This is a genomic window from Amycolatopsis sp. lyj-90, from assembly GCF_046549035.1.
In the GTDB taxonomy this organism is placed as follows: domain Bacteria; phylum Actinomycetota; class Actinomycetes; order Mycobacteriales; family Pseudonocardiaceae; genus Amycolatopsis.
In genome coordinates, this window is sequence record NZ_JAJPWP010000005.1 from 264,348 (window position 1) to 276,140 (window position 11,793).

The window sequence follows — 11,793 nt, forward strand, 5'->3', positions numbered from 1 at the left end:
GCTCAGCCCTGGGCGACGGTCACCACCGACCGGTTCCGTTCGGCGGGCAAAGGTGTCTTGACGACCGTCCACCCCGGCCGGTCGAGACGCCAGCTCGCGACGACGTCGGTGGCGATCACCAGGGTGTCGTCCTCGGACCATTCGATCGCGATCTGCTTGAGCGGGGTCGCGATCGGCATCGAGGGCGCGTGGGTCCAGGTCAGCGTGTCGAGGGCGAGCACCCAGACGTCGGCGGTCTGCGTACTCGTCGCGGCCCAGGCGGGGTCGCCGAACAGCACGGCGACCTTGTAGCCGTCGCGGCTCGGGATCACCTGGCCCGGCGTGCCGTTGGGCACCGGGCGTTCGACCGGGACGCGCTGATCGTTGCGCAGGTCGAGGACGGAGAACCTGGTCAGCTCGGCGAGCAGCAGCCGGTCCTTGGTGATCGCCAGTATCCGCGGGAACTGGTGCACGGCGCGGCCGGTGGCGGGATCGATCAGCACGTCCTCGGCGGTGGCCGTTCCGCTGTTCACCGTGATCAGCAGGCCCTTCGGCACCTCTTGGCGCACCGCCGTCGTGCAGCTCGCCGGACGGCCGCGGTCGCGTTCGGCGCCGAGCAGGGAGACGTACTGGAGGCGGCAGAGGTCGTTGCCGTCGTCGCGGATCAGCCAAACGCCGGTCTCGTCGGCGGACGGGGCCACGCTGCGGGCCTTGCCCAGCTTCCACGGCTGGTTCTCGGGATCCCCGTAGACGAGTACTTCGGACGGCTCCAAGCACGACGGCCCACAGCGGGCGGCCGACAGTACGACCGGGAACTTGCCGACCCGCAGGACGTCGTTGACCCGGTCCCCGGCCGGAGCGCCGGGCAACGGCGTCGTGGCGCCGGTGGCGGGATCGAGGATCGACGGCGGCGAAGTCGCCATGATGAGCCGGAAACCGCTGTAGTCCACCGGTTCGCCTGCGATTTTCGAAGGTGGCGGGAGTGTCGACCTGGGCGCAGGTGCGGGTTGTGGCGTGGCGCCGGTGCATCCGGCCAGCAGCAGGACCGCCGCCATCAGGGCGGTACAGGGGAGAAATGCGGGTCTGTTCAGGGTATTTCCCCGATCTCGCGCGTGAGATCCGGTTCTACCATTCCAGACATGGGCGAGGAAGAGCAGCCGACGACCGAAACCAAGCCGTTGACCGGACGGGACATCCGGGTCTCCGACGCGGAGCGCGAGCACGTCGTCGTGGTGCTGCAGAAGGCGATCGGCCTCGGGATGCTGAACCTCGACGAGTTCACCGAGCGGACCGACCGCGCCCTCGCCTCGAGGACCCGCGGTGAGCTGAACGCGGTGCTCACGGATCTGCCGGGCCTGGTGCATCCCGAAGCGGGAATGGTGCCGCGTCAGCAGCAGAACCCGTGGGCGCCGCCGCCGGGGCAGCATGCCTACGCCCAGCCGTCCGGGCAGGTCATGGAGCTCAACGGCAAGTACTCGGCCCTGCAGCGCAACGGGAACTGGCTGGTCCCGGAGTCGATGGTGATCCGGAACAAGTACGGCGCCACGAAACTGGACTTCTCCCAGGCCGAGATCCCGCATCCGGTGGTGCACATCGAACTGCAGGCCAAATGGGGCCCGGTGGAGATCACCATCCCCGAAGACGGCGCCGTCGACACCAACTCGATCTCCGACATCAAGTTCGGCAACCTCGACGACCGGACCCGCTCGAACGGCCGTCCCGGCACGCCCCGGTTCGTCATCACCGGGCGCGTGCACGGGGGATCGCTGATCATCAAGTACCCGCGACGGGGCTTCTTCGGCTAGGCCCCGACCGGCCGCACGTGCCGGAGGTGCCGGAGCACGAAGCAGGCGACGGCGGCCAGCACCAGCGCGGCCAGCCCGGACACCGCGTGCATCCCGCTGGTGAAGGCGTCGTGCGCGGGCACGGCGTCGGCGAGCTTGGCCTGGGTGACGGCGTTGCCCAGCGTCCCGACGGTCGCGATGCCCAGCGCGTAGCCGAACTCGTTGCCGGTCTGCGACAACGAAGCCGCCGAACCCGCCTTCTCCGGCGGAACCGAGCCGACGACCAGATCAGTGCCGAGCGTGACCAGCGGGCCGCCACACAGGCAGGTGATGGCGAAGGCGATCGACGGGATCACCGGACCGGCGCCCGCCTCGACCTGTGTCAGCAGCAGGAAGCCGGCGATCGCACCGGCCAGGCCACCCGAAATCAGGGTGGCGGGCCGGAAACGGCGGGCGAGGATCGGCGCGCCCAGGAAGCTGACGGTCGAGGCGAGCATGCCCGGCAGCAACGCCAGCGCGGCGCCGACCGGTGAAAGTTCCACCACGACCTGGAAGAACTGCGCGACGAAGAGCATCGTCGTCCCGCCCAGCATGGTGAACGCGCACATCCCGCCGATCGCCGTCGTGAACGCGCGGTTGCGGAACAGCTTCAGGTCGATCAGCGGGTCACGGAGGGTTCGCTGGCGCCGCACGAACACCACGCCGAAGCCGAGGCCGATCAGGAGCGCGGCCGCCGGGACCACGTGCACGCCGTCGCGGGCGAGTTCCTTCACGCCGTAGACCGCGGGCAAAATTGTGACCAGCGAAAGCGCGACGCTCGCCAGATCGAGACGGCCGGCGTTCTCGTTGCGGTATTCGGGCAGGAACTTCGGTCCGACGACGAGCAGCAGGACCATCGCGGGAACGCCGAGCAGGAACACCGAACCCCACCAGAAGTGCTCCAGAAGCACGCCGCCGACCATCGGGCCGACGATCGCGCCGACGGTGAAGCACCCCGCCCAGATGCCGATGGCGAGGGAGCGCTGGCGGCTGTCGAGGAACAGGTTGCTGATCAGGGCGAGCGTCGACGGCGCCAGCGTCGCTCCGGCGATACCGAGGATCGCGCGGGCGGCGACGAGCATCAGCGCGCTGGTCGAGAACGCCGCCAGCACGGAAGCCAGTCCGAACGCCGTGGCCCCGATGAGCAGCAGTTTCCGGCGTCCGACGCGATCGCCGAGGGTGCCCATGGTGACCATGAACCCGGCGATCATGAAGCCGTAGACGTCCATGATCCACAGCTGCTGGGTGCTGTCGGCGCCGAGGCTCTGGCTGAGTTTCGGCAGCGCGAGGATCAGCACGAACACGTCGAGGGAGACCAGGAAGGTGGGGAGGGCCAGTACGGCCAGCCCGACCCACTCCCGGCGGCTTGCCCGTGTCGGGGTCTCGGTGGTCGTCATGGTCCGGTCCTTTCCGTCGCACTCGGTGTCTTCACCAGTGCGTCGAAGCGGCGGACCGGATTTCGACATCAAGCGCGCAGAATGATCACCAGGCCGATACCGATGAGGACGACCGGAAGCAAGAAGTGGCCCCAGCGCGTCAGGGCGCGGGCGATCACCGGGCGGGTCGCGAAGTAGCGGCCCGCCGCGCACCAGACCGCGACGAGCGCGAGGAACACGGCCGCGTACACGATCAGCCCGCCGGTGCCGGTGTTGGCGAAGACAGGCACGTAAACGCCGATGTTGTCGCCGCCGTTGGCGAAGGTCACGCCCGCCACGGCGAGAACGCCGGGACCGACGTCGGGCTCTTCGTCCTCGTCGTCCTTACGCCAGACGCGCCAGGCGGCCCGGAGACCGAGCAGGAGCGGCACCAGCCCGAGCCAGGGCAGAACGGCTTCCGGCAACAGACCGGCACCGAGCGCCCCGACGATCGAAACGGCGAGGATCCCGGCGAACCCGAGGTACTGCCCGGCCACCACCCTCGCCGCGCCCGCACGTCCCGTCGCGCGGCCGAAGAAGAGCGCGAGCAGGACGATGTCGTCGATGTTGGTCACCACGAACATCGCCGCGGCCTGGCCGAAGACCACCACTAGGAGAGCAGGGGACCTTTGCTATCGCGTGGCGGCGGCGCGGGCCTCGACCGGGTCTGCCGTGGCCAGCGCGGCCTCGGCGAGCTCCTCGCATTCGGCCAGCGTCGTGGCGGCCAGGCTCGCGCCCACCGCGCGCACGGCGGGCGCGTTCATCGAGAGGCTCGTCAGGCCGAGCCCGGCCAGGACCAGCGCGAGCCTCGGGTCGGCGGCGGCCTCACCGCAGACCCCGGCGGGCTTGCCGGTGTCCTTGGCGGCCTGGCCGATGACCTTGAGCAGGCGCAGCAGCCCGGGCTGCCACGGGTCGTTGAGCTTGGCGACCGCGCCGAGCTGGCGATCCGCGGCGAAGGTGTACTGCGCGAGGTCGTTGGTGCCGACGGAGACGAAGTCGACCACGTCGAGGATCTCGCGGGCGGTGAGCGCGGCGGCCGGGATCTCGATCATCACCCCCGCGCGGGCGATACCGGCGGCACGGGCACGCTCGGCGAACCACGCGGCCTCGGCGGCGGTGGCGACCATCGGCGCCATCACCGACACCTCGGCGCCAGAATCCTGCGCGGCACCAGCGATGGCCTCGAGCTGACGGTCGAGGATCTCGGGCCGGTCGAAGGCGACGCGAAGTCCGCGTACGCCGAGAGCCGGGTTGGGCTCGGCCTCGGGCTCCAAGAAGGCGAGAGGCTTGTCGGCGCCCGCGTCGAGGGTGCGGACGATGACCGGCTTGCCGCGGAACGGCGAGAGCACGGCGGTGTAGGCCTTGCGCTGTTCCTCGACGCTCGGCTCGGCGGAAGCGTCGAGGTAGCAGAACTCGGTGCGGAAGAGACCGACACCTTCGGCTCCGGCCTCGGCCGCGGCCTGGGCGTCGGTGGCGGAACCGACGTTGCCGAGCACCTTCACCCGGTGGCCGTCGGCGGTCGCGCCGGTGCCGTCCCACTCGATCGCGCCGGTCTTGGCGGCCGCGACGATCTCGGCGCCGGGGTCGGCGACCTCGACCACACCGGTGTCACCGTCCACCGCAAGCGCTTGCGCGTCGAGCGCGAGAAGCCCGCGGACCGCGACGACGGCCGGAATGCCGAGCGCGCGAGCGAGGATCGCGGTGTGACTGGTGGGGCCACCTTCTTCGGTGACCAGCGCGAGCACCTTGTCCGGGTCGAGCCCGGCGGTGTCGGCGGGCGCGAGGTCGCGCGCGACGAGCACGCTCGGCGAGTCCAAGTCGGGTACGCCCGGAGGCGCGATGCCGAGCAGTTCGGCGACGAGCCTGTCGCGCACGTCGAGGACGTCGCGGGCCCGCTCGGCCATGTAGCCGCCCGCAGCCGCCAGCGCGTCGGCGAACTTCCCCGCAGCCTGGTAAACCGCACGCGGGGCGGGCAGGTTCTGAGACTTGACCAGCTGCTCCGCCGAGGAGACGAGCGCCGGGTCGGCGGCCATGGCCGCGGTCGTGATGAGAATCGTCGCGGCCTCGCCGGTCGCGGTCTCGGCCTGCTTCTCGAGCCGGGCCGCCACGATCTGCGCGGCCGGGGCGATCCGGGCGCCCTCGGCGGCGGGATCGGCCGGTGCCGGTGTGCTCGCGGGCACTCCGAGGGGTTCGGCGACTCGGACGACAGGACCGCTCGCGCGGCCGGGACTGACGGCGACCCCGGTCAGTGACTCAGACGGCATGGTCTAGACCATATCTCATAGGGGGCGTGACCTGGCTCATAGGCAACAGCACAACACAGAAAAACACATCATTCCAGTTCGGACGCCGTCGGATACGAAGGCTGCGCGCCCTGGCGGGTCACGGTGATCGCCGCCACCTTCACCGCCCAGCGCGCCGCGTCGGCCAGCTCCTCACCCTTCGCGAGCGCCGTGGCGAGCGCGCCCGCGAAGGCATCACCCGCGCCGGTGGTGTCGACGGCCTCGACCTTCGGCGACGAAACCTCGGTGACGCCGTCCGCGGTCACCACCGCCGCTCCCTTCGCGCCGAGCGTCACGACGGCGGCCTTCGGACCGAGGTCGAGCAGCCGAGGGAAGTCGGCCTCGCCACCGAGGAGGAACGCCGCCTCGTGCTCATTGACCAAAAGGACGTCGAGACTCTGAAGCGTCTTCGCGGAGAGTTCGGCCGCCGGCGACAGGTTCAGGAGCGTCCGCACTCCGGCCTCGGCCGCCTTCGCCACGGCGTGCTCGACGGTTTCGAGTGGAATCTCCAGCGACAGCACCACGATCTCGGCGCCGTCGAGATCGACGTCCTCGGGCCGCAAACCGGAGTTGGCGCCGGGAGAGACGAGAATCGAGTTCTCGCCGTCGGGCGTGACCGTGATGTACGCGATCCCGGTAGGACGTTCGCTGGTGCGCACCGAGGCCGTGTTCACCCCGGACTCGGCCAGCGAGCGCTTGAGCAGTTCGCCGTACGAGTCGTCGCCGACCGCCCCGAGCAGCGCGACGTCGGCCCCGAGCCGCGCTGCAGCGACCGCGGTGTTGGCGCCTTTGCCACCCGGCGACAAGGTCGTGTCGCCACCGAGTACGGTTTCGCCACCACCGGGTCGCCGGTCGACCGGGACCACGAGATCGGCATTGGCGGACCCGATGACCAGCACCTGAGAAGTCATGGAGGGAACCTTGCCATGACCATTGGTTGTCCGGTCATGACCCTTCTCCCGGCGAAGATGTGAAGAACTTTGTAACTTTCCTGGTGCGTAGTGCGACAATCAGGCGAGCAGCGGAACGCCGTCACTCTTTCGGGGGATAACCTTCCCCCGGGCGTCACTTCGGCGATCACGCCCGCTCTTGAGATGCGTTGCCGCGTTCACGCGGTGACGTTGCCCCGATCCCGGCGAAAGCCGGGACCAGGGCATCGGGTCGCCGGCGTCGATCACGTAGCCCCCCGAGTGATCGGCGCCGGCGGCGCCCCGTTTCGACGGGCGCCTCAACCCGCTACGGCCGTTTCCCGGAACTCCACGCGTTCGGACTTCCGCATGCTGCTCTCGAACTCGCGTCGCGCGTTCACCGTGAATGGCCGATCCAACCGGTACCAGCCACCGTCGATACTTTCGGATTCCGCGTCGTACGGGTCACTCTTGGTCAGCTCCGCCAAACGCGGGTGCCGAACGGCGAACATGTCAGAACCCGGTAGGAAGTCCAGGTAAGTGGCGCCATGGTCGACTCCCCACCGGACCGCGTCGATCTCGTGCCACCAAACACCGACGAAACTTCCGTACGTACGGAAGTAGAAGCCGCGAGGCCCAAGCTCGAGCACGACCTTCTGCCTCTTCTCGTGCGTTGCGCCTTCCAGCCCTTCGACCACCATGGTCAACGCGAAGAGCGCGAAGAGCGCCACCACCGCGCACACCCGCACCGCAGAGCCATCAGTCGCAGCGGCGACTACCAACGCGCAGACCTCGATCGTCAGGGAGACGAACCGGAAGACCCACATCTTGCGCTTGTCCCAGCCGTTCACGTGGATCTTCACGACGTCTTCGACGACGTCGAGATCGTCCTCGCGGGCTGTGCTCACCACCGGCTCGTCAGGCACGGCCGCCACCGCGGTGTTGTCATCCTCGATCGCGACGTCGACGTGTTTCACGAGAAACGGCAGCACCAGCTCGGCATCGCGAGGCCAGAGGCCGATGTCCGCTACCTGGAGATCACCGTCGGGTTCCCGGGCGAAGCCCGCAGCCCTGGCATCGAAATCCAGACCTGGGCGAATGACCAACGTGAACTGATCAGAGCTGCTGCTGTATCGGGTGTACTCACGGAACTTCAGGCTCAGGAAGACTTTTTCGATGTCCGCCCACTGAGCCATCCATGCCACCACACCGCCTTTGATACGAGTGATCCCAGCCGGATCGAAGACCAGCTCGTCAGCAGGCGGAGGTGTGCGGTAGTTCCGGAACTCGATGGTGCCGCAGTAGATGAACACGGCACACAGGACCCCCGCGACGATGCGCACCGCCGGCTTGTAGTCCCCGAACACCCCGAACGCCATGACAGTGGTCAAGGTGCCGAACAGAATCACCAGCACCAGATGACCGATGACACCCGGCGTTCGCGAGATCACCAACCGCTCGTCGGCCACTTTATTGTTCCCATCACGTCGATGACGGTCCTAGAGAGATCCAGAGATTCGCTGTCCACCCTGTTGATCAAAGATCGGAGGCTCGGCAACCACCTCGTCCGGATCGGTTGAGCTCTGCGGAGCTCCGGCAGCGCTGTACGGCCCCATGACCCCGGCTGGAGACGGCGCCTTTCTACTCGGTGGCTCCTCTTCCTCCCCGAAGATGTCGCCTGCCGTCTCATCGATCTTCTTGCCGATGGCCTTCCGCTTCTCCTTGGCCAGGTTCGACTGGAAGTCCTCGCCATACTTGTCCTTGAGCCGACCAGTCATGTTTTCCTTCACCTGAGCCAGATTGTCGGCAAGACTCTTATCCTTGGCCGTATCTTCCAAGCCAAAGATATGCTTACGGGACTCAGGTAGATCTTTCCTCGCCTCGGCGACCTTCGACGCGAAGGTAGTCTCCTCAACACCGTCGACCGCTTTTTTGCCGCCACCGGTGAACTTCTTCAATGCCTTCGGAGTCAGGGCGTCCTTGATCTTGTCGAAGCCATCCGTGAGACGTTTGAAGAGGCCCTTCGCCTTGTCGAACGCCTTGGTCAGCTTCTTGATCCAACCGACGCACCTGTTCGCGTAGCTGATGGCCTTCGGTGTCCCCTCGGCGGCGATACCGGCGGGCATCGCCGGCCCGGGGTAACGCATCGCGATGCTCACGAGCTTCCCGAGACACTCAGAAATCAAGTCGCGGACGATGGTTCGCACGACCGCGAGAATCATCTTGCAGACGCTGACCAGTGTCCCGATGGAATTCGCACCCGAGGCGATACCCGCGTACAGATCGGCTCGATTTTTGGCGAAGGCCCGATAGGCGTCCGCAGCTTCACCGGTCCAATTCGCGCTCTCGCGGTCGACAGCCTTACCCAGGTCTTCGCTGACGGACTCGAGTTCTTTGCCGATGTTCTCCCAGGTCCCGATCATGTTGTCCAAGGCGACCTGATCACCGACCAGCCAGTCGAGCGGCTCACGGAGGAACGGGACGTGCTCGATGATCCAACCGAACGCCGACGCCGCCAGAGTCCCGATGGGATCGGCGACGAGATCGGCCAGGCCCATCGCCCCGTTGGCGAGGTTCGCCAACCCTTCGGCCCAGTCACCACTCGCGATCTTGGCACCGGTGTCCCAGAAGTCTTGGAGGATTCCCGCGCCTTCGAGCGAGCTCTCGTCCTGCGCGGCGTCTGTCTTGATCAGTGGGTTCGGGCCCGGAGCCGCGACGGGGGTTTCTGCCATCGGTCAGTCCTCCACCTTGAAGAGGCTCTTGAACTCGTCCTCCTGCATTTGCTTCCTCTGTTGCCAGGTATGCACACGATCGGCATGGTCGGCGGAAGCCTCGACAGCCGACTCGATCGCGCTCCGCGCCAGACTCTGGACGGTGGCGCAGATCGCGGCGAGCGGGATTCCGACCAGGCCGAAGGCTTCATCACCCATGGCCGCGTCCGCGGCGGATCCGGTCATCGCGACTCGTTGTCCCAGGTAGTCGATCGTGTTGCGATGTGTGGCGAGTTCGGCGGGATTGACCCTGAAGTCTTCACCGCCTTGTGGCTGATTCACAGTTCCCCTCCCTCAAGTACCCGCTCAGCGCAGGAAGTCGCCGCCGGTGAAGTAGTCGTCTTCGTGATCCGTCTGCTGCCGTCGCGCGGCACGAGGCGGCGCAGGAGCAGCGGGCGGCACGGGCGACTTGGGAGCAGGCGGGGGCGGAGGAGCGTCGAGTTCGTCTTCGGCGACGAAGCGGTCGTCCTCGTCCACCGTCCGGTGGCCGCCCTCGACGTAGCCCGTCGGCTCGGGTTCCGGGTACTCGTTGTGCAGCTGGTCGACCAGCTCGTTCATGGTCTCGCTGCCCGCGATGGACGGGACGCCGGTCTGCATCGCGTCCGCCAGTTTGCTCTGTGCGCTTTGGACGACGCGGAGGATCTCCTGCGCGAGCGCGGGGTTGTCCCGGACCGACGGACCGATTTCCAGGCCCACCAGGTTTCCCGCGTGGTTGACCTTGACGGAGATCTGGCCGTCCTTGCTGCGTTCCGACACCGAGACGCTTTCGATCTCGGTGCGCATCTGATTCGCTTTCCGCTGGGCGTCGGCCAGCTTGGCCTCGAAATCAGCGAAGAGCTGCTCAGGGTTCGACACGCGAACCTCCCCTGTTCACGTCGTAGCCATCCGGCGACCGAGTGTGGCATATGGGTCCGGCGGCCGGGGAGCTTTCACACGGATCGGCGACCGTTCGTGCGGACCGCCACAGTGTCACGACACCTGGGCCGAATACTCGGAGAACCGTTCCGGAAAGACCGTGGTCATGGCCGTGCGCAGCTTGTCGGCCGCCGCGTCGGAGAGTGCTTCGGGAATGCGATGGGCACCTCGGGCGGGCGGAAGACTCCGCTGTCCCAGTTCGGCGCCGAGTTCCCACAGGCTCTGCAGGTCGGGACGGCGGTCGGGGTCGACCGGATAGATGTCGACGACGCGGAGGATCAGATCACCGTCGGTCAGGGTGACCAGCCTGACTTCGGCGATGTCGTTCCAGCTGAGCATGAAGCCGAGCTTGTCCCGCCGCTGCCAGCCGATTCCGTTGATCCTCGACACGGTGAGTTCCGTCCGGTTCGATGCCCTGCCCAGCCAGCGGGGAGTGGCTCCGATGACCCAGAGCGGCGCGAGCGACCCGACCAACGCGAAAGCCCTGGTGGCGTCTTGTGGATCCCCGCTCGGCAGCACGAACGAGGCGGCACCGGAGATCGCGGCCACTGTCCAGATCACCCCGGTCACCCGCCAGAACCTGGCTCGGGACCAGTCATTCGGAAAGATGACGTGATCTCCGAACCGGGGAGCGCCGGGCGTCCTGAGCGGACGAACGCAGACAGCGGGAGCGATAACCGCCTCGGCGCCACGGGGCTTCGTCGGCGGGCGAAACCGACGTTGCCTGACTCGGTGTGCCCACAACACGGCCCCCACGAAAGCGGCCACGGACGGCACGACCGCCCACCACGGCAGATGCCGTTCCACGTCTCGCCTGAACTTGCCCTTGGAGCCGATCACCTTGACCGGTTTCCCGATGTCGGCCGGAGTGAGTTCGTTGAGTCCGAAGCGGACGGTCTTCAGCTCGTCGTATTTCCCGCTCACGTTGGTATCGACCTCGGCGGTGCACATCCAGTAGTAGCCGAGTCCGCCTCGGCTGATCGGGCCGACCTCGTCGCACGAAGTCGCATACGCCAGCGCGGAAGGCGGGCCTGGCCGTTCGGGGCCGAGTCTGCTGAGACCTCGTGCCATACATGTCCAGGCGCCGAGGAACACCAGTGCGACGAGCACCACCCTTCCGGCGATCCTGAGCGGAGACGGTTTGCGAACCGCGGGAACCCCTTCGTAGCCGGTCGACGGCGTCACGGTGGTCACGGTGGTCACGGGCACGAGAGTCTGACAGCCGCTCTCCGGTTTTCCCTACCCGGGGTCGGCGGCCAGCCCGGTGTTCGCCCAGGTCAGCGGCTCATACCGTGCCAAACATGAAGATTTCGGACTGGAAACGCGCGATCTACGCGCTTCTCGCACTGCCGGGTTACCTCGGCGGCGCGAAGGTTCAGCGTGGGCTCGCGCGGCGCTGGCTCGGGGAGGGCGGCGGGGGACGGCCGCGGTTCGTGGCGGCCTTCGGTCCGAGCGCGGTCGCGTTCCTGCTCGCGTTGCTGCTCCTCTATCTTGTCGGGCGCATCGCGACCTACGGTCTCTTCTGGTCGGGGAGCGACCCCGAGGGCACGTGGGGTGGCCCGACGCTGGCGGGGGCGTGGATCGTGCACTTCTTCGTCGCGCTGGGGATGGCCGTACCGATTTTCCTGGCGCTCCGGCCACTCACCCGGCTCCAGGCTCGCCTTCTGGGCTCATCCCCGGTAATGGGGCACTGACCACCT

12 protein-coding genes are annotated in these 11,793 nt (G+C 67.6%); 2 read left to right on the forward strand and 10 right to left on the reverse strand.

Annotated features, from left to right (window positions below; translation table 11 throughout):
• Positions 1 to 2: 2 nt before the first annotated feature.
• Positions 3 to 929, reverse strand: coding sequence for a hypothetical protein (locus tag ACLJPX_RS20570; protein WP_410601518.1), 927 nt, complete (start codon positions 927 to 929; stop codon positions 3 to 5).
• Positions 930 to 1,118: 189 nt separating this feature from the next.
• Between ACLJPX_RS20570 and ACLJPX_RS20575 the strand changes: the two genes are divergently transcribed.
• The gene (locus ACLJPX_RS20575; RefSeq protein ID WP_410601519.1) at positions 1,119 to 1,784 is read left to right on the forward strand and encodes a DUF1707 domain-containing protein; all 666 of its coding nucleotides are present in this window, start codon (positions 1,119 to 1,121) and stop codon (positions 1,782 to 1,784) included.
• Here ACLJPX_RS20575 and ACLJPX_RS20580 read toward each other — a convergent pair.
• The 9 genes from ACLJPX_RS20580 to ACLJPX_RS20620 form a co-directional block, all read right to left on the reverse strand.
• Entirely contained in the window at positions 1,781 to 3,199 is a 1,419-nt protein-coding gene (locus ACLJPX_RS20580) for an MFS transporter (protein WP_410601520.1), read from the reverse strand. The two genes, ACLJPX_RS20575 and ACLJPX_RS20580, sit on opposite strands and share 4 nt — an antisense overlap.
• Before the next feature lie 68 nt (positions 3,200 to 3,267).
• The gene (locus tag ACLJPX_RS20585) at positions 3,268 to 3,801 is read right to left on the reverse strand and encodes a cadmium resistance transporter (RefSeq protein WP_410601915.1); all 534 of its coding nucleotides are present in this window, start codon (positions 3,799 to 3,801) and stop codon (positions 3,268 to 3,270) included.
• 48 nt (positions 3,802 to 3,849) lie between these two features.
• Positions 3,850 to 5,481, reverse strand: coding sequence for a phosphoenolpyruvate--protein phosphotransferase (gene ptsP, locus ACLJPX_RS20590; RefSeq protein WP_410601521.1), 1,632 nt, complete (start codon positions 5,479 to 5,481; stop codon positions 3,850 to 3,852).
• A gap of 68 nt (positions 5,482 to 5,549) precedes the next feature.
• Complete coding sequence (locus ACLJPX_RS20595; protein ID WP_410601522.1) at positions 5,550 to 6,410, reverse strand: ribokinase; 861 nt, start codon at positions 6,408 to 6,410, stop codon at positions 5,550 to 5,552.
• Positions 6,411 to 6,727: 317 nt separating this feature from the next.
• Positions 6,728 to 7,876, reverse strand: a complete 1,149-nt coding sequence (locus tag ACLJPX_RS20600; protein WP_410601523.1) for a hypothetical protein — start codon at positions 7,874 to 7,876, stop codon at positions 6,728 to 6,730.
• A gap of 30 nt (positions 7,877 to 7,906) precedes the next feature.
• The gene (locus ACLJPX_RS20605) at positions 7,907 to 9,139 is read right to left on the reverse strand and encodes a WXG100 family type VII secretion target (protein WP_410601524.1); all 1,233 of its coding nucleotides are present in this window, start codon (positions 9,137 to 9,139) and stop codon (positions 7,907 to 7,909) included.
• A 3-nt stretch (positions 9,140 to 9,142) separates the two neighbouring features.
• Positions 9,143 to 9,460, reverse strand: coding sequence for a hypothetical protein (locus ACLJPX_RS20610; RefSeq protein WP_410601525.1), 318 nt, complete (start codon positions 9,458 to 9,460; stop codon positions 9,143 to 9,145).
• A 24-nt stretch (positions 9,461 to 9,484) separates the two neighbouring features.
• Entirely contained in the window at positions 9,485 to 10,033 is a 549-nt protein-coding gene (locus ACLJPX_RS20615) for a YbaB/EbfC family nucleoid-associated protein (protein ID WP_410601526.1), read from the reverse strand.
• 114 nt (positions 10,034 to 10,147) lie between these two features.
• Positions 10,148 to 11,296 carry a DUF6346 domain-containing protein gene (locus ACLJPX_RS20620; RefSeq protein ID WP_410601527.1) on the reverse strand — a complete coding sequence of 383 codons (1,149 nt, stop codon included), beginning with the start codon at positions 11,294 to 11,296 and terminating at the stop codon, positions 10,148 to 10,150.
• 98 nt (positions 11,297 to 11,394) lie between these two features.
• Here ACLJPX_RS20620 and ACLJPX_RS20625 point away from each other — a divergent pair, with 98 nt between their 5' ends.
• Complete coding sequence (locus tag ACLJPX_RS20625) at positions 11,395 to 11,787, forward strand: hypothetical protein (RefSeq protein ID WP_410601528.1); 393 nt, start codon at positions 11,395 to 11,397, stop codon at positions 11,785 to 11,787.
• Positions 11,788 to 11,793: the final 6 nt, after the last annotated feature.

Excerpts from the sequence above, each read along its gene's own strand:
- ACLJPX_RS20575 (WP_410601519.1), top strand. The coding sequence starts at position 1,119 with ATGGGCGAGGAAGAGCAGCCGACGACCGAAACCAAGCCGTTGACCGGA.
- ACLJPX_RS20580 (WP_410601520.1), bottom strand. The coding sequence starts at position 3,199 with ATGACGACCACCGAGACCCCGACACGGGCAAGCCGCCGGGAGTGGGTC.
- ACLJPX_RS20585 (WP_410601915.1), bottom strand. The coding sequence starts at position 3,801 with ATGTTCGTGGTGACCAACATCGACGACATCGTCCTGCTCGCGCTCTTC.
- ptsP (WP_410601521.1), bottom strand. The coding sequence starts at position 5,481 with ATGCCGTCTGAGTCACTGACCGGGGTCGCCGTCAGTCCCGGCCGCGCG.
- ACLJPX_RS20595 (WP_410601522.1), bottom strand. The coding sequence starts at position 6,410 with ATGACTTCTCAGGTGCTGGTCATCGGGTCCGCCAATGCCGATCTCGTG.
- ACLJPX_RS20605 (WP_410601524.1), bottom strand. The coding sequence starts at position 9,139 with ATGGCAGAAACCCCCGTCGCGGCTCCGGGCCCGAACCCACTGATCAAG.
- ACLJPX_RS20625 (WP_410601528.1), top strand. The coding sequence starts at position 11,395 with ATGAAGATTTCGGACTGGAAACGCGCGATCTACGCGCTTCTCGCACTG.